Below are 21,947 nucleotides of genomic sequence, written 5' to 3'. Positions count from 1 at the left end.
CAGCGGGTTACGGCTTTTCCAGACTGACGGACTCCTTGTTCTCGCCGGGATCTTCTGGCACATCCACCAGCATTCCAGACATTTTTTTGACCAATCGATCGGCTTCACCAATAGCGGGCAGCGGCCAGGTATTCAAAACCTGTTTGTGCAGGTCTTCAATATCAACCTCCGGCTCACTATGGGCCAATGACATGGCTACCACCCGAGCACTTGTCCGAATGCTGTAGGCCAGTACCGCTACAGGCGGCGTACTGTCTTCTAACTCAGAAAGGGGAAGGAATTGCTCTTCCGAAGCCAGGTATTCAAGAAGTTCGATGCGCTGCAAGGCAGAAAGCTCATGCAGCACTACGCACTCCCCATTGATGGAGAGAGAGTCTTTTTTGAGAAACATGGGATCACCTTGAAATAGCGGGGAATATCTACCCGTGAATATTACGGAGCGGTGATAGTGACAGTGGCGATCGCAACATGCTGGCCGTCGCTGGTCATGGCAATGATTTGTACCGTTCCAACACTCAGCCCCTGTACCGTTGCCACGTTCCCGGCAAGGGTAACGGTCGCTTTGCTCTGGTCTGAAGAGGCAACACGGAAGGTTTTGTAGGAAGCATCAAGCGGCATGACAGGGAACGTAATGTTTACAGGCTTGCCAACCTCGATCTCTACCGCGGATGGAACTGCCGTAATGCCAACCACCGGAATAACGTTTGTGGATTCTTCCGCCAGTGCAGGTTTTCCAGTGTTGGTGACCTGGGCTGTGCGCGTGATAACCTCCCCCGCAGGAATAGCTTTGCCAAGCGAGCTAATCCAACCTTTGAACACATCCACCACGCCGTTCGGATAGCGGATTTTATAGCCGCGAACATCCCCCGACGTATACCATTCCACTAAATCCTTCTGCCCAGCTTCTCCCGGCTTCCAGGCCAGCGTAAAGCTGGTATTACCGGCAGACTTAACCCCCTGAGCGGTGTTACTCCAGTCCGCATCCTCATCATCAAGGTAGGTGTCATCATAGGAGTCCGCCGTCATTTCGCCAGGCTCCAGGGTTTTAATTTTAGCGAGGCGGGTCCAGTCCACATCAGACAGTGGATTGGCATACGGATCGCCGCTGCCGGTGTAAATCCAAAGGGTTGTACCAGCCCCTTTTATCGGTTGTGTTGTAGACATAGTTTCCTCACAGGTAATAAGTCAGTGAATATTTCAAATCTGCCGAACCCCACGTGACAGCCTCATCATCCCGCTGATAGTCGTACCCCTGCGGTGAAACGGCTTCAGCAACGTTGTTCAGTGCTGGAACGTTTTGCATCACCGGGTAAATCTCTTGCTCAATCCACTTGTCGAGTTCTGAATCCGGACTGGCCGCTTTCAGAAACACTTCAACATGCAGGGTCGCACGCCAGAGATCTCCATCGAGATAATCACCCGAGGGTTCTGCGTCACTGAGATAGACAGCAATGGCGGGTAAATCCTGAACGTCCAGAAAGCCAGGCCGACCATCGAAAAAAGCAACGGCATTTCCTGTCACTGAAGCTTTCAGAGCATCAAGGACCGCCGTTCGTATTGCAGTATGTTGGTTCATCGCTTAAGCATTAGCCTTAATTGGTTGTTCAATGCCGCGCGGAGTTCTTTCGGTATGTCCGTTTTCACCAATAAAGTCGTCTCTTCGCGGAATGCCGCCGTTAACGGCTTTTCCAGTGGGATTTTCACCACCTCGACCGGATAACGTAATTTCGACGTACGCCGCAGAACGTGCCAGCGCCCGTTTTTCAGTTGCTGAATGAACGCCCCCGGAAACGAGAGCTTGCCCACGCGCAGCACGCTCCCCGCCGCCAGCAACGCCCCTTTCTTTCGCCGTAACTGAACACGGGCTGCACCTAACTTGATGGCCGGCAGGTTCCCCCGATTGACCTTGATGGTGGCAATCGGGCGATTGCTGGTTGCTTTTTTCAACCGTGAACGCCCTCTCACCAGTTTGGTGGGGACCCTGGTTTGTTGTGCAACCTTGCGCGAACTGCGACTGATGGCCCGCCCTGCCACACGATTTACCGCCTGCGCGGTCGCTTTTGGCACAGCGGTTTTACTGATGCTGTTAAGGTTGCTGATCGCCTGTTCAAGCCCGGACAGAGACATATTCCCTCCTACTCAATAAATATCTGCGCCTTGCCGTTAAACCGTTGCCAGCGGGTCACCATGTAGTCTTTACCCTCAAAGACCACAGCATCATTTCGGTTCGGTTGGTAGTTGGTGAAAACCACCAGCGAGATACCGTCCCCGACTACCGGCCCCATCTCAGGCAGAAAATGACTTTCAACGGCAACATGATCGGTGCCGTTGATCACCACCGTCTTACCCATCTTGCGCACAGTGGCCGCATCCATACGTACTGCCAGACGTTCAAAGGGGTTAGCCATTGATCTTCACATCAACAACGGTGTCCCCCGCCGCCGCACCTGCCCAGGCGATCCCCGCATAGGTGGCCTTTTCCGAAGCTAACTGCAATACCCCATCAGCATTCAGGTAAACCTTCTTGCCACGGGCAATAACATCAGCGGCGAGCTTCGGGCAGGAAAACACCCCTTCCGCAAAACCATCACCCGTCGCGCCCGCAGCAATATCGACCAGCGCAACGGCAACGATATCGCCGACAGCAACCAGTTCCCCGCTGGCAATAACAGACGCGCCCGCCGTGATGGGAATGGTTTTCCCATCCTGCACATAGTTTGTAGCCATGTTTATCTCCATTCCGGCCTAACAAGGGCGGATTTCAGGTATAAAAAAAGCCCTTTCGGGCAGACTGTTTTGCAGTTCGGATTATTCGCCGGAGGATTTGACCAGGCCGCGATAATCCAGCGGAGATACACCGGCATCGATGCGTACCTTGGTGGCTACACCGTCCACCGTAAACCCTTCCTGCTGCTCGATGTAAGGGGTATCAACGCCATCCAGATAAGCCACTTCGATGGTGTCCGTACCCTGCGCCGAAGTCAGATACCAATCATTGGCACTGGCATCATCCAGGCGCGCTTCGGCGATAATTTCTGCGAAGTTCTGGATTGGGTTGATGATGCCGCTGTTGACGTCAGCCCCTTTGACGCTGGCAGACTTGATGGTCTGGCTTGCCAGCGTTTCCTGAGCCACCGGCACCAACATAAAGGCTGAGCGAATATTGAGAGCGCGGCCATCATCAGCCCCTTTTTTCGTTTCTGGTCCCTTTTGCTTGCGCATCAACTGGCGTGCAGCATCCAGGTTGGCCACGCTGATGCCACCCGAAGACAGGTTATTGTGATCACCATGGAACAGTGCCTTGCCATCAGACAACTTGGGATTGCTGGTCAGAATGGCGTACACCAGATCGCCAACCGTCGCCTTAGCAGCACGCCCCAGTTTCATCGGGACATCCGTCAGTTGGTTCAGGTCATCATTGATGATGGCCTGACGGCTGATGGAGAAGATTTCACCGTAGGTGGCCAGCGCAATGGGCTCACCGCGATCGCTGGTTGTCACATACTTGTACTCAGCCCCTTCACGCACCTGACGTAAGGAGGGGAAGCCGCCTAGGCCGACCCGATGTGCCGTTTTAAAGTCGGCCAGTTGGCCGCGTTTGGTCCACTGGGTAAACGTTTCCTCGGCTTCTTCCCAGCCCTGCAACAAGGCCTTGGCCGATACATCCAGCAGGATATTGCCAAAATCAGAGCTGGTATGCGTGAATGCCAGACCGACCATCTGCATCGGGTTATAGGAGGCCACACCGATACCACGTTCAGTCAGCGACATGCGGGCATATTCACGCAGCGTCATCCCGTTGTAGACGTTACTGTTATCGCGCTGGTCATACCCGGCACGCGACATCAGCGCCTGACGAATACCATCACCGACAATATTACCGTTGCCGGCGTAGATATGCGGCGCGTTTGCTGCGTTGCTGGGTGTCGCGTTCGCTCCCAGTTTCGCTAGCAGTTTATCTTTGGCTGCATCCACAGAGCATTCCATATCTGCGATACATTCTGATTCCAGATCGGCATGCTTGCCGCCAAACATGGTGAACAAATTGCGGATATCATTCACGCGAGCTTTTTGCTCCGCCATCACCTGTGCACGAATGGTAGCCTGATCCGGCTCGTCGGTTGCCGTCGGCGGCGTCGTTGTCTTCGGCTGCGGGGTCGCCGTCGCTCGAGGCGGTTTAATCATGTTACCGATGTTCTGTGGCATTTTTTCGAAGTCCTCAATGCATTTTGAATTGATACAGGCCATAGCTTGTAAGGGCGCGACTACCTGATCGGCAAAGCCGAGTTCGACACATTCGCTACCGGACAACCAGGTTTCATCCGCCAGCAGCGCCGCAATGTCTCCCGGCGTTTTTCCTGTTTTTGCCGCATAGGCCGGAATGAGGTTGTTTTCCACCTTATCCAGCAGGTCGGCATAATCGCGCATCTCATCGGCGTTGCCCCCGGCGACGCCCCACGGTTTGTGGATCATCATCATGGTGTTTTCAGGCATGATGACCGGATTGCCTACCATCGCAATGTAAGACGCCATCGAGGCGGCAATGCCATCGACATGCACCGTAATGGATGCACCACAATGTTTGAGCGCGTTGAAAATGGCGATACCATCAAAAACATCACCGCCCGGTGAGTTGATGTGCAGGTTGATAAGAGACAGTTCACCCAGGGCTTCCAGTTCAGCAATGAACTGCTTCGCCGTTACCCCCCAGTAGCCGATTTCATCGTAGATGTAGATATCAGCCGCTCCGTCACTCTGCGCCTGCATACGAAACCAGGAATTACCCTGATTAATCGGCGTTCGTTGTGCGCTGTTGCGTACCTTTTGCCGTGTTTTTGGCCGTGGCATTTCTGCCTCCTTTGTCATTTGCCGGGTCAGTATCAAACACCAGACCTTGCTTACTGTTTTCATCAACTTCCGCCTTGCGGCGGCGTTTGACATCATCAGGGTTAGAGCCACGCGCCCGCACCCAGTCACTTTCCGTCGCGGCACCGCCGCGGATAAGTATTTTCCAGGATGCAGCCTCCTTCAGCGGATCAATCCATGGCATCACCGGTCCGGAATAGACCGCGTTAAACAGAGTTTCAGCGTTTATATTGGGGGGAGCTTTTAATCGGCCGGCCGCAATCGCCATTTTCAGGAAGGCGCGATACATTGGCCGGGTGAAGGCTGCGATCACCGTGTCCTGTAAAATCTGATATCCCTCGGTAGACTCAACCAATTCCTGGCGCTGGGAACTGTAGGTGCCGTTATAGTTACGGGCGATGCTGGAGAAACTGCCACGAGAACCCGCCGCCACTGCGCGTAACTGACCATTTCGGAAGGATTCCAGGTTAGCATTGGGGCGGTCTGACTTGATCATCCCGACCTCTTCACCGGGTTGCAACCCATCAAACAGCATGCCAGGAACGATATTCAGCTCCTCGGGACCGCGCGTTTTGCTGTCAGCATCAGTGTATGAAATCCCATCCCCCTTTTTGATGTACATGCCTAGCGATGCAGCAATGCGGGCGGCAGTCAGCTCCGCGTCTTCATAATCCTTGAGGCCACTTAATCGAATCAGAATGCCTGAAAATAACGAATTGCCCCGTACCTGGTGCAAGCGGCGGGTGAACTTCAGGTGCAGCATGAAATCGGCGGAAACGTCTTTACTATCGCCCTGTAGCATCCCAATGGTTGGCAGTTGCTTGTACACCATGTATTTCGTCGGCCTGCCCCAGTCATTGAGATATACCCCTTGCAACAACCTTTGAGACGGGTCGGTACGATCCAGCGGAACAAAGTCCGGCTCTAACGCCTCAAGCCAGAGCGGTACGCCCGCTACAGGCTGCAATCCGGTTGCCGCTCCTTGCACCAGTTGTGCAAACACTTCACCGTCGCGCAACCAGGTGCGCACCATCAACCGTTCCAACACCGGGCGCGTGTACTGCCCTGTCACATCCGGGGAAATTGACCACTCCCCCCACAGTGCACGGATCTGTGAGGCCAGTTCCTCGGCAATCGTCCCATCCCTCAGCATGGGCTGAGGCTCAACGATAAATCCCTTTGCCCCGACAATCCTCTCCTCCAGCTTGTCGAGAATACCGATCACGATGTCATGATTGTTATCCAGCCAGCGCGCCTGCTCACGCAAGGAGCGTCCGCCGAATTGCGTCAGTTGATTGGCATTGCGATTCTCACGCTTTCCCTTGTGCGTGCGTGTTGGCATCGTCGCCTCATAGGCGCTGATCATGTAGCGACTACGCAGACGAGAGGCTTTCCACGCCGGAGAGATAGCCCCAATAAGGTTATCCAGCAGTTTCATTGAAACCTCGCCACTTTATACATCGAGCTACCCGTCTGAGCCCGTTGAAACGCCGCTAACCGGCGCTCCCATTTCTCCCTGCCGGCCATGATCAGATTCAGGTTTTCCATAGTCATCTGCTGACCGTTAAACGTGATGCTTTTCCCTTCCAGCACCGCTTTTTCAGCATCCATGTAGCGCTGGATCATGTCTTGGATTTCTGTCTGGTTCACACCCAGCCTCCTGATGAATTGATGGGAGCCCAGGCCGAGGCCACTATTTCACGGGCTGATGATGTTGTTGTGTCTGACGGTACGGGATGTGGTGCGGGTCTGTGCGGTGGCGGAGAGTCATCATCTGTAGGCGTTACCCATTGCGGCGGATTATCCCAGTTGATTTTGTCGTACCCGCGCAGGATAACCAGCGCATGGGCATACACCATCAGGTCAAATGCCTCGTTTGCTCCGCGCCCCGGCTTACGCCATTTTCCATCCGTCCCACGCTCTTCATAGGCCAACTCGTCGTAGAACCACTCACCGAGCCAGTCAGGAAAATGAATGTAATTGGCCCCGGGCGTCTCACGCTGTAGTGCGTTGTCGATCCGGTCTTTCAGCAGATCAGTCTGGAGCAGGTACAACGGCACATCCCCGCGCGCTTCCGCGCGCCGGTCTTGTCGGTCAATGTTGTTCGGGAATGTTTTGCTGATGAGTTTGCTGCGTTTGGTGCTGTCACCTTTGAACAGGTAGACGCGTTTATGCAGGCCATCTCGGCGACACTGACGCCAGAATTCATAAGCATTGCCGGTTACGCCGTCTTCCCCGCCTGAGTCCACCGCCATTGCCAGTATCGGCATACTGATGTCCGGGTTATCCGCCAGGGGATAGGCTTTATCCAGAACATCAGTGCGCAACAAATCCCAGTCTTCGAGATAGCCAGCCGGATCGATAGGTAAACTCTCGCCGTCATTACCAGAGCGAAGCGATTGGCGAATGTTGTAGCGATCGACAACCCAGCGTTCGCCATGCGCGCCATAGCCTATGACCTGTACCACGAAACGGCGCTTTTTCCCGCCCTGCACATCCACTGTGGCAACCAGACAACGAACACCGTTAGGAACAGCACGTTTTGAGACTGGCTCCGAGCGGGCCATTAGCGTTTCAGCCTTGCGCTGCTCACCACCAGAATAAGGGAGATAAGGTAATCCCCAGTCGGTATTGATCACTGCCTTCAATGATTCTTCGCTGCTGTTACGTTCAAATTCCTGCTCTGCCGTCAACAGCTTGTAGACCAGTTGCGACCAGGTCTGGTACGCGGCAGCGGGCCCTTCCATCCAGAAAGAAGCAATACGTGAACGACGGGGTTCACCTGAAACGTTGCCATCACAGTCAATGTGTTGACCTTCAATCAACCATACTCCGAGGTTATTCAGCGCCCGCTTTTGTTCCGGCTCAATCAAGCCAATACAGTGCGGGCACTGAAGTCTAGCGGCCTCGCTGGCCTCCACCGGTTCAGCAATATTCTGATACCCGGTCATATTGTCCTTCGCCGGTTGGAAATACTCACCACAGTGCGGACACGGCCAATACCATCGGCGCCGATCGCCGCGGTTATACAAGGACAAAATACCGGTCGTCGGAGGGGCTTCATGAGGGGATGTGCGGCGCCACTTTGCGTCTGTGATCTCGCGTCCAGGAGAGCTCTCAACCAACGTCATACCTGCTGACATAAATGTCGTTGTACGTTTCGATGCCAGAGAGAAACCATCCCCCTCACCATCAATATCCTCTGGAAATCGGTCATAATCTGTCAGCGCCACCCGCTTATAGTCGGATGAAGAAAAAATAGAGATTGCAGGCCAGCCTATTTTTAAAAATGAGCCATCACGGAAAATGCGGTCATGAACGTTATTATCGTTACGTAGCAGGCTCAGTCGCTTTGCCACCTCAGGGCTATGTTTGAATGTTCGGGAAAGCCGGGTTTTTGAATGCTCGCGCGCTTTGGTTTCTGTCATCTGCACTAAAAGCATGTCACCCGGATCGCAAACGATGCCATACACGATCCAACCATCTATCAACCCCAGCGTTTTCCCCGTTCGTGCAGGCCCAACAAAAACCACCGCGTCAAATTCACGTCGGGTAAGGCAATTCATCGGTTCAAGCATGTAAGGAGTGAGATCGGCTTCCCATGGCAATGAGCTACCTGCACCAATTGGAACGCGCATGTATTGTCTAACCGCCTCGGCAACAGGCATTCGGCGTGGCGGTCTGAGTAATGCAGCTACATCACGGCGCATTTCACTGGCTGATGCATACATTATTCTTCCTCCCCTAAAGACTCGCTGACGCCAGCAACAGCATCAGCCAGCATTCCCCGCACTTCATCGATTACGGCTTGTGCCTCATTGATTTGATCTGGCCGCCAGCCTCGATCACGCTCAAGTTTGTCCGGCCAGGTATCCAGTACCTGGCAGACTGCTTTAACAATCAGGGACATTTCCCGGTGAGCATCGGGGGCAGGCATTAGCTGCTTTAGCGATGTTTCAAGTTTTATGCGTTCATTTTCGGACTGGAACCAGTCTTTACGGTCCTTTGGCCCCATTTTTGAGGGGTTCTGTAGTTCATCGAGATCGGTATTCTCATTAATACCGAAAAGAACCGGCCCAACATCTCTAAGGGCATAGACAGGGTTACCCCTCACTGAGTCAGCGATGGGTGTATTAGCATCAAGTAGCCGCTTTCTCACCGTTCCGCGATTTAACCCAAAAGCTTCAGCAATCTTCGCTACGCTCCAGTTGTAGGCGTCCCCCAGATTGCTGATATTGGACATTGACACCTCACACTGTCAGGTGAAATAGGATATTATTCATTTGAATCATTGAGTTAATGACTGGTCAGATGACACTATAAAAATAATTTTGTCACCTGAAATTGAAGTTTTATTCTTAATATCAAAGAGTTGCGACACCTGCTGCTGTCAGCATGAAAACTCAAAAACTAGCCTTTTTCCGCGAGTCCCCCGCCCCGTGGTGAGGCCCCCTCCGGGAGGACCCAAAATGATAATGATTATCATTTAATTGAGAGGTATTGCTCCTAACACTCAATGCAGAGGCTGTCTCGCAGTATTTGGTGGCATGCGCTAGTTGCGACTTATAGACAGATGCTTTGCATGCAACACCTATAGCATGGTAGCCATAGATTGTGCGAAAAGTTAAGCTCATAGCATCCGTAAAAACCGTCATGAAAATTAATGATGAATAGCAATATAAGGTTATTTCATTATATTACTTACTCATTATATATGTTTTTTTAGCGGTATTCATAACATCAGCCACTGAATTCCTGCCTTCTGATATTGCAATATATAAAATAGTGATTATCCTCTAGTAAACATTTCAAACCTCAAACCGTATTATTACCAATGCTGGTCAAGTGGACATTTCAAATAAACAACTGAGTACTGGAATTTAAAAAGCGAGGTTTTGTAATAAAGATGATGAATCAAGATGTTCTTTTTCTAACCACAGTTTTACTAACTATTCTTCTGTTTATTTTTTTCTTCCAAGATAACTGAGCTTCTGTGAGCTTTCTCTTTTTCATTGTATCAAGAAGAAATCTATACTCTTTTTCATCATATAAGTAACCCATCCGATAAGCATGCTCAATAAGGTCTTTATTGGGGTTTGCTTTTTCATCATTTATGATACGCCGCAGACCTTCAAATAAATTTCCCGTGTCAATTTTTATAAACCTATTAATGCAAACATTTCCAACATAGGTTTCATTGCCATTAAGATTATTTCTAATATAACAGTGTTCTTTGATCGGCTGGCCACACAGACACTCTGAAAACTCCTCTGATATCTCGATATGATATAGGCTCCACTCTTTTCTTGCCATATCAAAATCATTTGATTCAGAAAGTTCGAGTATGGAATTTGTTAATCTCTCAAAGCTATGTTGCTCCATTATTTACTCCAAAACCATACAACACTTATGTGTTATATCAGTTGGAGGAGAATATCACCATACGATTTCTGTGACATTATTCACATTATGTAATATTACAGTATTTGTTGAGGTAGTTTTGAGCAACGATTACATAGTCTGTATTGGTGTCATTGTTGCCTTTTGTGTTTGTGTTACACACTAATTAAAGCGGTCTGTGTCGGCGCAGTCACATTTATGGCAAGCTCTTGGGGTTAAGGCTGATATAGGTCAATCCAAATAGAAGTCATCGCTCAACGTTCTGCGTCTCGTGCTCTGCCCCTATTGTGCAGGCACGCGCTTCATGTGTGGCCCTGTCCACCACAGTAGTCGCAGCGCAGGTTAGCGCGACGTGATGAACCTCCCCAAGTGTTAGGACAGTTGGCTACAGTGTGAAACCGTGAGCCACAATAGGTGCAGCGTTGATAGCTCATTGTTTGTGCCTTGTTGTATTGATTATGGAAATAAAAAAACCACCAGCAAACGCCTGTGGCTTCTTGAATTCGATGAGTAGTTACATTAAGTGATTTTTTGGTAGCAATTATTAATCTTTTCCATTAGAGATTTATTAACTTCAAAAGTGAAGCTTTCGCCAGTGGTTACACTAATTACACACCTGAAATCTTTTGGTTCAGCCCCTTGTTCTTTTAGCCCTTCAGCAATTTTTTGTATCCATTCAGCATCACCATCTAAATCAATCCAGAAATTCGCCTGTTCTCCATAATCAAGCTTTTGCGGTAATTTCACCGAATACTGCGAATCAAAGGGTTGATAGAAGCTGACGCTCTTCTTGAACTCCCAAATGATCGATGTAACTTTTACCGTGTATAGAGAAAGGTTTGTAACAACGATTGAAACCCCATTCTTTTTATAGGGTCCATTAAAAAAAACCGATTCTCCGATTCTGCAACTGATCTGGGCTTTAGGTTTTTTTAACCCTAAGTGTAAAGAAACGCAAACTGCCAAAAAGGTAGCCAGACCGGATAACCACGTTCCTATCATTGACCAAAACGCCCAATCCGCAGCATCTTTTGCAGCTTGAAGTGCCGCTAAAGCCATTTCTTTTTCATTCATACACACCTCACCACTGCTTTTTGGATGAGTATATTTGAAAGCACTATCACTGGCACTCAGATAATGCCCGCAGTAACCTCTGCTACTTAATCAACGCGAATAACTGGTATGCGTTTGGCTTGCGCCGGCATAACCTTTACCTACGTCCATAACCAACGAGTGTGCATCCTGCCTCTTAATGAGACTATGGGGTACATCATAATTACTGCATTGCCTTTCAGTGTAAGCGTCCAACACCGTTTGGTTTACTTTATCAGGTTCTGTAATTTAGGTATCTATTTATTTTTGCAGGTGGACACATCCGTGAATATCCAACAACTACGTTTCCGTAAGCATTATCCCCATGAACTTGTATTAGATTGTTGATAAACTTAATCCCCTGCTACAGCATTCAAAAAACAACCTGCCAAATTTACTTGTTTCAATAAACCAATAATCATAGCCATGACAACCAAACTCTTCCTTAATTTTTCTTTTAGGGGTGTTTGAGTATGCTATTAGCCCTAAATCTCGCAAGTGTTCAATGTATGTGTAGAAATTTTCCGGATAGAAAAAACTTTCAGGCTTCATAGCTATATCTTTAAGAAAAATTTCCTTTTCGTTAATTATTAATGCTGATTTATTGAAAAATCTCTCTCTCTCTCTCTTTTCAACCACTAACCAATCGTCCATTCTTCTGATGTAAGTAGATGTTTCATTTTCAGAAATTAGTAATAAAAAAAGAGCTTCATCTGAAGATAATTGCCCTATCAGGTGGATAAATGCAGGATGAGCTGTTTTTACTCTATCCGAGTCCATTGAACAGGATAAAAGGTCAACATATAATTCTGTAATAACACTATCTTCAGTGTGATATTTTAACTTATCAGCTATCTCTAATACTAAACTTGTTGGTGGGGCAATTCTTCTATCATCTGGAACAGTTTCCAAGGCCCTTGCAAACCTAGCGTCAATCATATCTTGTCTATGGGCAGCCAACTGAATAGGATAAGTGACTAGCCTCACAGTCTTAAGCAGTTGCTCTCCAAACTTTCCAAACTGAGTTAATGGCCCCTTGGCACCATCATTATATGCATCCAGAATTAATTCTTTTGGAATTGATTTGATGATTTCTCCTGCCGCTTTGTCCATACCACCTCCATCATGAGTTTACCCATACACGTTATAATTAGAGGAGGCACAAGTGAAGAAAAATTTTCTTACCATCATTAGTAACTTGTTCAGCAACAGTACCGTAGACAAACATGCATTCTGCATTTCGGTTATAGCCATGGGGATCATGCATGGATCAGCATTTCCACCGTTCAGAAAATAAAACTGTACGGTCAACTGGCACCTGATTTCCCTTCAGATGGTCCGGATTGGCGATATCCTTGTCAGTCTGAGGTGATACTCTGCACTTAACCACCGAGTTATGGCTTTGCCTCACTCATAGTTTCTTTCCTCGGTTATTTCAAGAATTGCTCACGGATGTATTACTGTGCTCTGGTCAGTGTTTACACGATTATTCGGTTTCTCTAATCCCTGATAGTTGGCTGTTAGCCTGGTCAATTGCCGTTAGCAGCGGGTCAATCCAGTATACGGCCTGTGCGTATGTCAGTCGGCAGGCGGTGGCAATGGCGCTAACACTGGCTGCGTCAGACTTGCCGGAATCGGCATGCATTGCGCTGGCACGTAAACGGTACGTGTAGTCGAGCAACCGGTTAGCGACATCATCAGGAACACACTGGCGGCCAGTCGGATCACTCTTGATGATGGTGTGGTAAACAATCTGCTTTTCATCGGATTGAGCCTTAATGTTGGTGCCGTACTGATTAGTCTGGCGTGCTATTTCATTGAAGCGTTGAAACTGGAAAGCCTGCCCAGCGATTACAGCCTGTTGACCAACGCTGATATCGTCAGATGCTTTCTTGCCGCGTTCTGCTACATCAGCATCCCATCGTAACCCCTGCACGTACCAACCGAGCGCTATTCCGGCCAGAAGCGCAATAACAGTTATTTTCCAGCCTGAGAGGATAGACATAACGCCCGCTCCTTATCTCGGCGTTCAACCAGCCCCGGCAGCACCTTACCGCCGCCGTATACCCAGCGCTGGAACTGCTCACACGCAGCCTGAATGTTTCCAGCGCGGAATAATTGAAACATGGTTGAGGTTTGCACCTTTGGGCAGCCGGCATTAAAAGCGATACTGACTGCTGCGCTGAACGGGTTACTCGGCAACTTTTTGCCACCGGCGTATTTATCAACGCAATTTTCAGCCTCCAGAATATTTTTCTGCCAATCCGCCGCAATCTGCTCGTCCGTCTTGCGGGTGGCATCAACCACACCGTGCGTATTGCCAATGCCATCAGTCAAGATGCCTGCCGGACATACATAGGGGTCACGGCGACATGATTCGGCATTACCGATAAGCTCTAATCCAGCCTGATTGGTTCGTACATGGCTGTTGTTCATCACAATGCCAATGATTACGCTGACGGAGCACACCACACCGGCTACAATTTTTCTTTTGCTCATCATGCACCGCCTCGTTCTCTCAACAGATATTCCTTTCTGCGGTAATACCAGTTGATAGCAAAAGTGCCGATAGTGCAGACCATGCCGACAATAATTGCCCAGTCACCAAGGCTCAACCCTGCAACCTTATCCGCAAGCATTAAGACGCTCTCTTTAGTTGATGCGGCGTAGGCTCTGGCAGATGCTCCAAGGCCAATTAAACCTGTCCCGGTTCCGTATGAAAGCCTACTGTAAATAGCGCTCATTCGTGTCATAGCCTCACCCCGCTAAGTGGGCGCTGTGTGTGATTTTAGGGAAATAAAAACCCCGGCGTTAGCCAGGGTCTGTTTTTAACAATTCAACTTCATTTTTCGTTTGTCGGTATCGTTCTTCTTCAAACTCAACGCCAAGTGCATGGCGTCCTAGCTTAATCGCGGCTTTGATCGTTGCCCCTGAGCCCATGAAGAAATCAGCCACCACATCACCGGGGCGACTGCTTGCTGCGATAATGTCACGCATCATTTCAGCCGGTTTTTCACATGGATGCTTGCCTGGGTAGAACTGCACCGGCGGATACGTCCACACATCGGTGTATGGCACCAGTGCGGATACCGTGAAAGGACGGCGCAGATCTTCATATTCGGCCACCAGCTCTGAGTATCGGCGCGATAGCATAGTGCAATCATCCACCAGCGCGTGATGCTGTTTATCAAGACGGTTTGATTTCGTGCGTTCGGCAGCAATGCGATGAAATAGAGCCTGTAATTTTTGATAATCCGCTTCGCTGGGTAGTTGCCATTGGCTATCACTAAACCAGTGCGGTGCCATTTGCTTACCTGTTGCCACATTGATATCCTTTGATGACACTTTCAGCGCTGCGCGGGCATTACGAAAATAATCAATCAGTGGCCGGAACACATCTCGCTTCAACTCACTGCATTTTGCGGCGTAGCCATCCCCTTTCGGCTTGTATGGCCCAGCGTAGTGCTGAGCAAACAGGATTCGTTCAGTTGCCGGAAAGTAAGATCGTAAACCTTCTTTCCTGCAACCGTTCCAACGTCCGGAGGGTTTGGCCCATATGATGTGATTCAAAACATCAAACCGCTCTCGCATAAGTAGCTCAATGTTTGCTGCAAGATGCCAGCCACAGAAGACATACAGGCTCCCAGCGGGCTTCAGTACCCGCCAGAACTCCGCAAATATTACGCCAAGCCAAGCAAGATACTCTTGTGCTGATTTCCACTGATTATCCCAGGCGTTAGGTTTAACCCGGTAATACGGTGGGTCAGTGGCTATCAGGTCAATGCAGTTATCCGGCAGGGTTTTCATGAATTGCAGTGAGTCTGCATGAAAAATATTAATACTGTTTAAATTCACAGTGCTTTGCATAGATAAGTCAGCGTCCTTTTGATAGGCTCACTGTGCTTTGTGCACTAAAGCGTGGGCCTTGGTTCGCTTGTGACCTCTCCTCATGAGCGAATGACCGGGTTTGTGCAGCCAACACTTACCCGGTCGCCCATTTCTCACAGCTACAAAAAAGCCCACTCGACGGTGGGCTTTCGCATTTATGGGGTAGACCTCATTGCGATTGATGATAAACAAGAATGCAACGTGCTATTTCTTATCACATTACGCTTGAAAATGCGGACCGCGTTAGTGATTTTTCATCGTGTTTGCTTTATTTTTGTTTCGTATAGTAACTATCAAGAAACCACAGCGTTTGCATCTAACGCTTTGTCTGCAGACGTAGAATGGGTGTATGACCAGTTAAAACTTTTCGATTAACATTATACTAATACTTATAATTGGTTACGGAGAAATCAACGTGGTAGAGGGAAATGGGCAGCAGCCCGACATTGAGCCAAGTGATCTCTCGGCGACATCAGCGACTGCTATCGCTCCTAAAAGTAACTCTGGGCGCAGATCATTATCTAACCTTCGCAGAGAACTCACCGACGATGAACTCTCTTCTGCTGCGGTACAAAGGATGCTGCTTGATGAGCTAGATAGATTAGATCGTGAATGTGATGATCTGCGCCTAGTTCGAGATAAATTCCATACATGCGACAAACGAGTTGGAGTGTTGGAGGAGAGATTTAAGGCGAAAGTATCATTAGAAATAATGCATGTAACATGTTTTTTGATTTCTGGATCTTCGCTTGGATATGCAACGTCTAACTGGGGAACGCAACCAACGGTTTCACTACTCGCGTTTATTTTCGGAGGTGTTCTCGCGCTCGCTGGTGTAGTTGCAAAGGTGGTAAAACCATGAAAACCAAGATCACCGCAATTCGTGAGCCTGGGAATCTACAAAAAGAAAGGGTGGTTATACGGGTTGAAAGTACCTGCGATATTGGCGAATTCATACTCTTACAGACTGGATTTAAGGAAGGAACAGTTAACACCCGAGTTTATGAGACATTTTGGTTTCCTGATAAACGTGTACGCGCCGGAGATTATGTTGTCGTATACACAAAACGCGGAACAAGTAGTGAGAAGCCATTTAATGAATCAACATCTCATTTCTTCTATATGGGGAACTCAGAGCCTATTTGGAACCAAGAGGCGCGTAGTGCAGTGCTGATGTATGCCCCCGAATGGGAAAGCTTTCAAAGTACATAACTTTAAATAGTAGGCCATTTAAGGAGGGCATGCCAAAGCTTGCCCTTTTATCTCCTCAGCCATAGCCAACTGCCCAAGTCAATAATGTTCTAACACAAAACACAGCTAGACCAAGCCTGAGTTAATACATTCATCGCACTTCACAATCCATATCTAAACGGGCATCGATTATTGCAAGGCATCCATCTATGAAACCCTCTGCCAGCTGCATTTCAACTCGAATCACTTTTTCATCGCGTTTGCGCCAGCGGGCTAGCTTGCGTTTTGATATCTGATAAAGGTAATGTGCCACCAGTAACTGATACTCGTAGGGACGCTTTTCTTTCAGTCTCGTCAAGCATTTTTCAATAATCAAACCATCGTCGTCAGTACATGACAGTCGCATATCACCCTTTTGCGGCAACAATCCTTTAAAGCCAGCCGCTATGTGTGAATAGTCAACACCGCTGCCATCACTCGCCGCCCACCCCGCCCAGCGCTCCAACACCATCGAAATATCACGCATTCTCTACACCATTTAGTTTCCCGATTATAATAGCCCCGATCCCCAATGCGCGGTTGAGCGTCTGAACCACCAGCAGCATTTGACTACCGTATTGCGCTTCCCATGTAGTTACATCCCTATGCAACTCGTCGTGGTGACTACGGCACAAGGGAATAACAAACAAGTCATGCGTTTTTGTACCCATCCCGCCCAGCCCGTACCCTATTACGTGGTGCGGATCGTCAGCGGGAGCGCCACAGCAAGCACATGGCTGTGACTTCACCCAGCGGGTGTACTTCTCACACTCCAACCGCTTTAGTTTTGGACGCAGCATAAAGCTGGCTGGTGGCTCGCCATCCGCTGCTAGCGCGATAATGGGTTTAATCTGCTCGACGCGTTCGCCAATCATGTCCTGGACGGGCCTACTCCATTCAATATCGTACTCTCGCTGAGGTCCTGGTTTTTCTTCACGAGCTGGCATACGCAGGCTGATTCGTATAGCGTGCTCTGGCAATAGGTCAAAGACCTGTCTCACTACAGCCCACCAGCTAAGTTCATGCGTTGTTACCTGATGACCTTCCGGCAAGGCTAACCAGATACGAGCCTGGTTAATTACCCACTCGGCAGCATTCTGATCAGCCAGTTCATCAAGTGCTGGTGAGTTATGCCCGTGTACCTGGTTGTCACAGTGCCAACACAGCCGAATGGCGCTATGACCGTATTTCATTGTGGTGAAGTTGCTGGTGTGGTAGTCGCTTTCGCGTTGGCACACCGTTGATTGGTTCAGCCAGTAAATCAGCCCATCCGTGCCACCAGCAGCATTAATCACGCGTTCGTGATTCAGGAATGGGCGCCAGCGCAGATCGTTAGCAAGCTGCTGCTCCTGAGTCGGTAAGAGCCCAGATGGAAGTTCTTTCAGTTCCTCCGGCTCACTGACCACCAGCACCCGTCGATGAAAAAGTTGCAGTAACTTTTTGCCTGGTCGCAGTATCACCTGCCCCAGTTCAGGCACAACGACAGGTCTCAGCAATGCTCTCATATCGTTACACTACGAACGCAGGATACGGAAAGACCGAAGTGCGTCGAAATCCCCGTGGGTAACCATGCGGCAAAATGAGTGATAGTTTGAGTTAGCAGATAACCCCTGCTCGCGGATTGCTCCACGATCAGTGTTCTATTTGAGTGTTCAGCGATGTGTGGTTGCGCCATCATGTTCTCCAGTGGCGCAGCAGGTGCCGGTTGTTCAGGCCAGCTATAAAAGCTTAGCAGGTCATGAAAGGCGATAGCCAGCTTTTTCAAGCATCTGTGTGAAGAGTGACAGCGTTCCAACAATTTCATCAGCTTGCAGTGGCATGAATGAAATCCGGTCACCATATCGATACATCAAGGCACGCTCACAATGGGGAAACTCGGCAAACCTAGCGATGACACATTGGTCACAACACCGAACAACAGCGTATCCCGTAGCGGGTAATTCCGCTTGTGGTTCCCCCATAATGCCTCCCCTCCGCATAACTGTATATAAAAACAGTTATGCTATTGCATTTGACCTCATGCAATACAACAAAAAAGGCTCCTGTTACTGAAGCCCTATGTCCTACTCTTCTCATCAGTATCACAAACAGGTGTCAGTTAGGCTTTACCCCATAATCGGTCAACAACTGCATCAATACCACTCTTGGTGTTTTATCCGTTGTCAGCATGATGTTTGGCCCCATCCTGGATATGATAAGAGCGCTCATTAGCAAGTTGGATTCATAGCAAGCTGCAAGCTGCTTACCCACATTCTTAGTGGTTAGTTCACTATACGTTTTCCCGCACTCAGTAGTTAATCTCATGCTAACTCGTTCGGGATACATCTCATCTTTGTCTTGGTACTTCAAGGAATCAACACAACGTGCTGGAAAACGGTGCTCTTCATTGTTCACTCTGAAAATAAAATCACCACCAGCGGCATTGGATAAACTCGAGTACAACAGCGCAAAACCCCCAAAAAATCCGATCTTAGCCTTCATATGCCCCTCCATGATGAAGGAAAGTATACCAAGCGACTTGTTACCGTATGCATATAACTCACATAAATACAGCATCTTTTCTACCGGGTAAACAACACTATCAAAGCGCAACGTCGGTTATTTTTCGCACAATCAATCTGCTATTTATTTAAACAACTCGCTAATCAGATAAATGAAGTGCTTACATCCTGTTATTTTATTGATTTTTATGGCTATTGATGGCAGATTTATCGTTGCATAAGCACTTGTTTACATGAGCAGATTTCAAATAAATTTTGAAATATGTCATTGATGTGAAAGAGGAATGTTATGAAATTTTTAAGTGATGTTTTTGAAGACTACCATGAACTATCAAAATTCGATAATAAAAAAATAAATAAAGAGCAGTTTGAAAAAAAATACACAAGCCACAAAGCAATATTTCAACTGATTCCCGATGAGTTTAAAGAAAGTCTTACCGCTCGATTAGATGAGTTTATAATTAGGCCATCTATAGGACAAGGGAATGTCACAGATATCCCATGGGTATGTATTCTGAATAAAGCGGTAACTAGCACGCCACAGTCCGGATATTATATAGCATTGCTATTTTCCTACGATATGCAGGAATGTTATCTATCACTAAATCAAGGAGCCACAGAGGCGGCGAAGATATGCCACGGAGAAAAAAAATCGCTTCAGTTTCTTAGCATGATATCAGCAAGTGTTTCTTCTCATCTTACATATGATAAAAATGCAATTTGTGGTGAAATTAAGCTCAAAGCTCGTAGTTTTCCAGGTACTGGATATGAGAAAGCCGCTATTCAAAGCTTTCGCTACAAAAAAGGGGAGTTACCATCCGTACAAGAGTTCAGAGCTAATCTGGATGTTTTGCTATCAAGTTATGACAATTTGATTCGGTTATTTTCTAAATCGTTATATACGTCGTCGGAAGAACTCTTTGACCTGTATGCCTTAGGTTTGGCTTCCTTAGGTGAAGACTCCACTGATGAGGAGAACAGTGAAAATAAAAAGGCAAAAGATAAAATAACTGGAAGTTTTAATCTTTACCCTAGAGATATCAAAGTGGCATCATCAGCCATTAGAAAAGCAAAATTTTTATGTGAATATAACTATAATCACAGACATTTTAAATCAAAAATCAGTAATGACAACTATGTTGAAGCACATCATTTTATTCCATTATCTCTACAAAATAAATTCAAATGCTCATTGGACATTGTCGAAAATGTAGTGTCTTTATGTCCGATCTGCCACAAAATATTACATCACGGAATAATTGATGATAAAAGACCTATCATAAAGAAGGTTTTTAACGAAAGAGTCAGCTTATTAAAAAATAGAGGATTAGAAATAACGCTTGCTGAGCTCATGAAATTTTACTCATAAATTACGGGGTAAATACTCCTGATGCATCTGCTGTGCGGGTGTTGGTCCACCAAGATGTTTCGGTGCGGCAAGCTGCCGTCGGAACGCTCATCCCGTTTCCGGCATGCTTAATCCATTTCGTCAGTAGGTGCTCTGCCAGGCGTTCAAATTCTCCCGCCATCATGCGCTCCTCAACGCCGGCACGGCGCATTTCGATGCAGATGTGGTACAACACTGGCTGACGCCACGGGAATTCCGTGCTGCTCGAGTAGCGATAAGACTCATTGCGCCAGCGCTTGTATTCCGCAAGCACGTCAGCAACGTTCACGCCAAACGGGTTTGCCCCACTCTTCACGGTCAGCGCCATAAACTCACCAAGGTCCGGTGGCCAAATTTAATAAACAACTACACTTTTGCTTCTCGCCGTCTATAGCGTGGATTAAGCGTTACACTACAAGCGATTAAATCAAAGTCAATACAGTCAGGCATCTTCCCACAGCGGCATAAATTCTCTAGGTAATTGTTCCTTATCAAACCCTTCAAACCAATAAACTAAGCCTCTTGGCCCAACAATCGGCACTTCTCCCCAACCCTGATGAAACAATGCGCGATTCCAGTCCGGCTTGAGACGACCACGCCGCTTAAGACGCTCACCATTACACGCAGCTGCGCGTATTGAGGGAAAGTTAATAAAGAAACTTAACGGCATTCCCTCTTTTTGTGCACGTTGCAATTGCCTTGATATCCAGGCTTGGTTACGTTTGCAAAGTTTTTGTTTCATTGGCGACTTTTCTGATTCGACTCACTTATCAATCAATGATTTCACTGTAATCTGAGACCATGCTTTGTAAAAGAACGTCCGCTCCTCGCTCTTGAGGGACGACCATACTCAAATTTCCCACATCGCAGGAGATTTAAGTATGAAAACGTCATCGTGGAACAAAGACCGTATCATCGGTCAAAAAAGGCCACTTCAGATATCTCATATCTGGGGGATCCGGATTAGACTTGAGCTGGAAGGCAAAACACGCGATCTAGCTCTGTTCAACATGGCTTTGGACAGTAAGCTACGGGGCTGTGATCTGGTCAAACTCAAAGTATCAGATGTTGCATATGGCGGTTCTGTTTCAAGCAGAGCAACGGTATTGCAACAGAAAACCGGTAGCCCTGTCCAATTTGAGATAACCAAAGGGACAAGAGAAGCTGTTACTAATTTGATAAAGCTTGGCAATTTGCGCAGTAAAGACTTCCTGTTCCGGTCTAGGGTCGGTATTTGCCAACACATATCAACCCAGCAATACAACTGAATTTTTCGTGGGTGGATAGCAAAGCTTGATCTCGAAGATTCGCTTTACAGCACGCATTCCATGAGAAGAACAAAACCATATCTGATCTACAAGAAAACCAAGAATCTCAGAGTGATCCAACACCTTCTAGGCCACAAGAAACTGGAAAGTACAGTTCGGTATCTGGGCATTGAAGTCGATGATACACTGGAGATATCTGAATCGATCGTGGTTTGAGGTTATCAGGGGCTACAACAGCAACCCCTGTGCCAATAGCAGACGTTTAAATATCCTGCCTGTATTTTTGCATCGACAACGCTTATTAGACGGATTAAT

At 48.0% G+C, this 21,947-nt stretch carries 26 protein-coding genes and 2 pseudogenes; 4 read left to right on the top strand and 24 right to left on the bottom strand.

Going from position 1 to position 21,947, the window contains the following annotated elements; all coding sequences use genetic code 11:
• Positions 1–7 precede the first annotated feature (7 nt).
• The 18 genes from gpG to J5069_RS03590 form a co-directional block, all read right to left on the bottom strand.
• On the bottom strand, positions 8–391 hold the full coding sequence (gene gpG, locus J5069_RS03675) for a phage tail assembly chaperone G (RefSeq protein WP_264642576.1): 384 nt from the start codon (positions 389–391) through the stop codon (positions 8–10).
• Positions 392–432: 41 nt separating this feature from the next.
• Complete coding sequence (locus J5069_RS03670) at positions 433–1,164, bottom strand: phage tail protein (RefSeq protein WP_264642575.1); 732 nt, start codon at positions 1,162–1,164, stop codon at positions 433–435.
• 7 nt (positions 1,165–1,171) lie between these two features.
• Positions 1,172–1,576, bottom strand: a complete 405-nt coding sequence (gene gpU, locus J5069_RS03665) for a phage minor tail U family protein (protein ID WP_264642574.1) — start codon at positions 1,574–1,576, stop codon at positions 1,172–1,174.
• The gene (locus J5069_RS03660; protein ID WP_264642573.1) at positions 1,573–2,127 is read right to left on the bottom strand and encodes a phage tail protein; all 555 of its coding nucleotides are present in this window, start codon (positions 2,125–2,127) and stop codon (positions 1,573–1,575) included. Before J5069_RS03660 ends, gpU begins: the two co-directional genes overlap by 4 nt.
• 8 nt (positions 2,128–2,135) lie before the next feature.
• Complete coding sequence (locus tag J5069_RS03655) at positions 2,136–2,408, bottom strand: DNA breaking-rejoining protein (protein ID WP_264642572.1); 273 nt, start codon at positions 2,406–2,408, stop codon at positions 2,136–2,138.
• Positions 2,401–2,727, bottom strand: a complete 327-nt coding sequence (locus tag J5069_RS03650; RefSeq protein WP_264642571.1) for a DUF2190 family protein — start codon at positions 2,725–2,727, stop codon at positions 2,401–2,403. Before J5069_RS03650 ends, J5069_RS03655 begins: the two co-directional genes overlap by 8 nt.
• Before the next feature lie 81 nt (positions 2,728–2,808).
• Positions 2,809–4,848 carry a ClpP-like prohead protease/major capsid protein fusion protein gene (locus tag J5069_RS03645; protein ID WP_264642570.1) on the bottom strand — a complete coding sequence of 680 codons (2,040 nt, stop codon included), beginning with the start codon at positions 4,846–4,848 and terminating at the stop codon, positions 2,809–2,811.
• Positions 4,790–6,304: a phage portal protein gene (locus J5069_RS03640; protein ID WP_264642569.1), complete on the bottom strand. Its 1,515-nt coding sequence runs from the start codon at positions 6,302–6,304 to the stop codon at positions 4,790–4,792. The genes J5069_RS03645 and J5069_RS03640 overlap by 59 nt, the downstream gene beginning before the upstream one ends.
• Positions 6,301–6,516, bottom strand: a complete 216-nt coding sequence (locus tag J5069_RS03635; protein ID WP_264642568.1) for a hypothetical protein — start codon at positions 6,514–6,516, stop codon at positions 6,301–6,303. Before J5069_RS03635 ends, J5069_RS03640 begins: the two co-directional genes overlap by 4 nt.
• Positions 6,513–8,597: a phage terminase large subunit family protein gene (locus J5069_RS03630; RefSeq protein ID WP_264642567.1), complete on the bottom strand. Its 2,085-nt coding sequence runs from the start codon at positions 8,595–8,597 to the stop codon at positions 6,513–6,515. The genes J5069_RS03635 and J5069_RS03630 overlap by 4 nt, the downstream gene beginning before the upstream one ends.
• Positions 8,597–9,109: a DUF1441 family protein gene (locus J5069_RS03625; RefSeq protein ID WP_264642566.1), complete on the bottom strand. Its 513-nt coding sequence runs from the start codon at positions 9,107–9,109 to the stop codon at positions 8,597–8,599. Before J5069_RS03625 ends, J5069_RS03630 begins: the two co-directional genes overlap by 1 nt.
• 671 nt (positions 9,110–9,780) lie before the next feature.
• A complete protein-coding gene (locus tag J5069_RS03620; RefSeq protein WP_264642565.1) occupies positions 9,781–10,248 on the bottom strand; it encodes a hypothetical protein in 468 nt (155 codons plus the stop codon).
• A 537-nt stretch (positions 10,249–10,785) separates the two neighbouring features.
• Positions 10,786–11,340: a hypothetical protein gene (locus J5069_RS03615; RefSeq protein ID WP_264642564.1), complete on the bottom strand. Its 555-nt coding sequence runs from the start codon at positions 11,338–11,340 to the stop codon at positions 10,786–10,788.
• Positions 11,341–11,694: 354 nt separating this feature from the next.
• Positions 11,695–12,471, bottom strand: a complete 777-nt coding sequence (locus tag J5069_RS03610; protein ID WP_264642563.1) for a DUF4393 domain-containing protein — start codon at positions 12,469–12,471, stop codon at positions 11,695–11,697.
• A gap of 373 nt (positions 12,472–12,844) precedes the next feature.
• Positions 12,845–13,363, bottom strand: a complete 519-nt coding sequence (locus J5069_RS03605; RefSeq protein ID WP_264642562.1) for a hypothetical protein — start codon at positions 13,361–13,363, stop codon at positions 12,845–12,847.
• Positions 13,336–13,857 carry a lysozyme gene (locus J5069_RS03600; RefSeq protein ID WP_413542215.1) on the bottom strand — a complete coding sequence of 174 codons (522 nt, stop codon included), beginning with the start codon at positions 13,855–13,857 and terminating at the stop codon, positions 13,336–13,338. Before J5069_RS03600 ends, J5069_RS03605 begins: the two co-directional genes overlap by 28 nt.
• Complete coding sequence (locus J5069_RS03595) at positions 13,857–14,111, bottom strand: phage holin family protein (protein WP_264642560.1); 255 nt, start codon at positions 14,109–14,111, stop codon at positions 13,857–13,859. Before J5069_RS03595 ends, J5069_RS03600 begins: the two co-directional genes overlap by 1 nt.
• A 58-nt stretch (positions 14,112–14,169) precedes the next feature.
• The gene (locus J5069_RS03590) at positions 14,170–15,225 is read right to left on the bottom strand and encodes a DNA-methyltransferase (RefSeq protein WP_264642559.1); all 1,056 of its coding nucleotides are present in this window, start codon (positions 15,223–15,225) and stop codon (positions 14,170–14,172) included.
• Positions 15,226–15,661: 436 nt separating this feature from the next.
• Here J5069_RS03590 and J5069_RS03585 point away from each other — a divergent pair, with 436 nt between their 5' ends.
• The gene (locus J5069_RS03585) at positions 15,662–16,108 is read left to right on the top strand and encodes a hypothetical protein (protein WP_264642558.1); all 447 of its coding nucleotides are present in this window, start codon (positions 15,662–15,664) and stop codon (positions 16,106–16,108) included.
• On the top strand, positions 16,105–16,458 hold the full coding sequence (locus tag J5069_RS03580; RefSeq protein WP_264642557.1) for a hypothetical protein: 354 nt from the start codon (positions 16,105–16,107) through the stop codon (positions 16,456–16,458). Before J5069_RS03585 ends, J5069_RS03580 begins: the two co-directional genes overlap by 4 nt.
• A gap of 130 nt (positions 16,459–16,588) precedes the next feature.
• Here J5069_RS03580 and J5069_RS03575 read toward each other — a convergent pair whose 3' ends face one another.
• From J5069_RS03575 to J5069_RS03560, 4 genes are all read right to left on the bottom strand, one after another.
• Complete coding sequence (locus tag J5069_RS03575; RefSeq protein ID WP_264642556.1) at positions 16,589–16,963, bottom strand: antiterminator Q family protein; 375 nt, start codon at positions 16,961–16,963, stop codon at positions 16,589–16,591.
• Positions 16,956–17,981 (bottom strand): DUF968 domain-containing protein, encoded by a 1,026-nt coding sequence (locus J5069_RS03570; RefSeq protein WP_264642555.1) that lies wholly within the window; start codon positions 17,979–17,981, stop codon positions 16,956–16,958. The genes J5069_RS03575 and J5069_RS03570 overlap by 8 nt, the downstream gene beginning before the upstream one ends.
• Before the next feature lie 231 nt (positions 17,982–18,212).
• Positions 18,213–18,437, bottom strand: coding sequence for a hypothetical protein (locus J5069_RS03565; protein ID WP_264642554.1), 225 nt, complete (start codon positions 18,435–18,437; stop codon positions 18,213–18,215).
• 133 nt (positions 18,438–18,570) lie between these two features.
• Positions 18,571–18,957 (bottom strand): hypothetical protein, encoded by a 387-nt coding sequence (locus J5069_RS03560; protein ID WP_264642553.1) that lies wholly within the window; start codon positions 18,955–18,957, stop codon positions 18,571–18,573.
• Between the two features lie 309 nt (positions 18,958–19,266).
• Between J5069_RS03560 and J5069_RS03555 the strand changes: the two genes are divergently transcribed.
• Positions 19,267–20,346, top strand: a complete 1,080-nt coding sequence (locus J5069_RS03555) for an MrcB family domain-containing protein (RefSeq protein WP_264642552.1) — start codon at positions 19,267–19,269, stop codon at positions 20,344–20,346.
• Here the strand turns inward: J5069_RS03555 and J5069_RS03550 are convergent.
• Both J5069_RS03550 and J5069_RS03545 read right to left on the bottom strand, forming a co-directional pair.
• Positions 20,341–20,719, bottom strand: a pseudogene (locus J5069_RS03550) (replication protein P). The gene J5069_RS03555 and the pseudogene J5069_RS03550 sit on opposite strands and share 6 nt — an antisense overlap.
• Before the next feature lie 87 nt (positions 20,720–20,806).
• The gene (locus J5069_RS03545) at positions 20,807–21,106 is read right to left on the bottom strand and encodes a hypothetical protein (protein WP_264642551.1); all 300 of its coding nucleotides are present in this window, start codon (positions 21,104–21,106) and stop codon (positions 20,807–20,809) included.
• Between the two features lie 139 nt (positions 21,107–21,245).
• Between J5069_RS03545 and J5069_RS03540 the strand changes: the two are divergent.
• A pseudogene (locus tag J5069_RS03540) lies at positions 21,246–21,848 on the top strand (tyrosine-type recombinase/integrase).
• The last annotated feature ends 99 nt before the right edge of the window (positions 21,849–21,947 follow it).

Source organism: Candidatus Symbiopectobacterium sp. NZEC127 (assembly GCF_025962675.1).
Classification (GTDB): Bacteria; Pseudomonadota; Gammaproteobacteria; order Enterobacterales; family Enterobacteriaceae; genus Symbiopectobacterium.
Note: the sequence above shows the minus strand (reverse complement) of the source record. Positions and strands in the feature narration are given on the sequence as shown.

Excerpts from the sequence above, each read along its gene's own strand:
- gpG (WP_264642576.1), bottom strand. The coding sequence starts at position 391 with ATGTTTCTCAAAAAAGACTCTCTCTCCATCAATGGGGAGTGCGTAGTG.
- J5069_RS03670 (WP_264642575.1), bottom strand. The coding sequence starts at position 1,164 with ATGTCTACAACACAACCGATAAAAGGGGCTGGTACAACCCTTTGGATT.
- gpU (WP_264642574.1), bottom strand. The coding sequence starts at position 1,576 with ATGAACCAACATACTGCAATACGAACGGCGGTCCTTGATGCTCTGAAA.
- J5069_RS03660 (WP_264642573.1), bottom strand. The coding sequence starts at position 2,127 with ATGTCTCTGTCCGGGCTTGAACAGGCGATCAGCAACCTTAACAGCATC.
- J5069_RS03655 (WP_264642572.1), bottom strand. The coding sequence starts at position 2,408 with ATGGCTAACCCCTTTGAACGTCTGGCAGTACGTATGGATGCGGCCACT.
- J5069_RS03650 (WP_264642571.1), bottom strand. The coding sequence starts at position 2,727 with ATGGCTACAAACTATGTGCAGGATGGGAAAACCATTCCCATCACGGCG.
- J5069_RS03645 (WP_264642570.1), bottom strand. The coding sequence starts at position 4,848 with ATGCCACGGCCAAAAACACGGCAAAAGGTACGCAACAGCGCACAACGA.
- J5069_RS03640 (WP_264642569.1), bottom strand. The coding sequence starts at position 6,304 with ATGAAACTGCTGGATAACCTTATTGGGGCTATCTCTCCGGCGTGGAAA.
- J5069_RS03630 (WP_264642567.1), bottom strand. The coding sequence starts at position 8,597 with ATGTATGCATCAGCCAGTGAAATGCGCCGTGATGTAGCTGCATTACTC.
- J5069_RS03625 (WP_264642566.1), bottom strand. The coding sequence starts at position 9,109 with ATGTCCAATATCAGCAATCTGGGGGACGCCTACAACTGGAGCGTAGCG.
- J5069_RS03620 (WP_264642565.1), bottom strand. The coding sequence starts at position 10,248 with ATGGAGCAACATAGCTTTGAGAGATTAACAAATTCCATACTCGAACTT.
- J5069_RS03615 (WP_264642564.1), bottom strand. The coding sequence starts at position 11,340 with ATGAATGAAAAAGAAATGGCTTTAGCGGCACTTCAAGCTGCAAAAGAT.
- J5069_RS03610 (WP_264642563.1), bottom strand. The coding sequence starts at position 12,471 with ATGGACAAAGCGGCAGGAGAAATCATCAAATCAATTCCAAAAGAATTA.
- J5069_RS03605 (WP_264642562.1), bottom strand. The coding sequence starts at position 13,363 with ATGTCTATCCTCTCAGGCTGGAAAATAACTGTTATTGCGCTTCTGGCC.
- J5069_RS03600 (WP_413542215.1), bottom strand. The coding sequence starts at position 13,857 with ATGAGCAAAAGAAAAATTGTAGCCGGTGTGGTGTGCTCCGTCAGCGTA.
- J5069_RS03595 (WP_264642560.1), bottom strand. The coding sequence starts at position 14,111 with ATGACACGAATGAGCGCTATTTACAGTAGGCTTTCATACGGAACCGGG.
- J5069_RS03590 (WP_264642559.1), bottom strand. The coding sequence starts at position 15,225 with ATGCAAAGCACTGTGAATTTAAACAGTATTAATATTTTTCATGCAGAC.
- J5069_RS03580 (WP_264642557.1), top strand. The coding sequence starts at position 16,105 with ATGAAAACCAAGATCACCGCAATTCGTGAGCCTGGGAATCTACAAAAA.
- J5069_RS03575 (WP_264642556.1), bottom strand. The coding sequence starts at position 16,963 with ATGCGTGATATTTCGATGGTGTTGGAGCGCTGGGCGGGGTGGGCGGCG.
- J5069_RS03570 (WP_264642555.1), bottom strand. The coding sequence starts at position 17,981 with ATGAGAGCATTGCTGAGACCTGTCGTTGTGCCTGAACTGGGGCAGGTG.
- J5069_RS03565 (WP_264642554.1), bottom strand. The coding sequence starts at position 18,437 with ATGGGGGAACCACAAGCGGAATTACCCGCTACGGGATACGCTGTTGTT.
- J5069_RS03560 (WP_264642553.1), bottom strand. The coding sequence starts at position 18,957 with ATGAAGGCTAAGATCGGATTTTTTGGGGGTTTTGCGCTGTTGTACTCG.
- J5069_RS03555 (WP_264642552.1), top strand. The coding sequence starts at position 19,267 with ATGAAATTTTTAAGTGATGTTTTTGAAGACTACCATGAACTATCAAAA.
- J5069_RS03545 (WP_264642551.1), bottom strand. The coding sequence starts at position 21,106 with ATGAAACAAAAACTTTGCAAACGTAACCAAGCCTGGATATCAAGGCAA.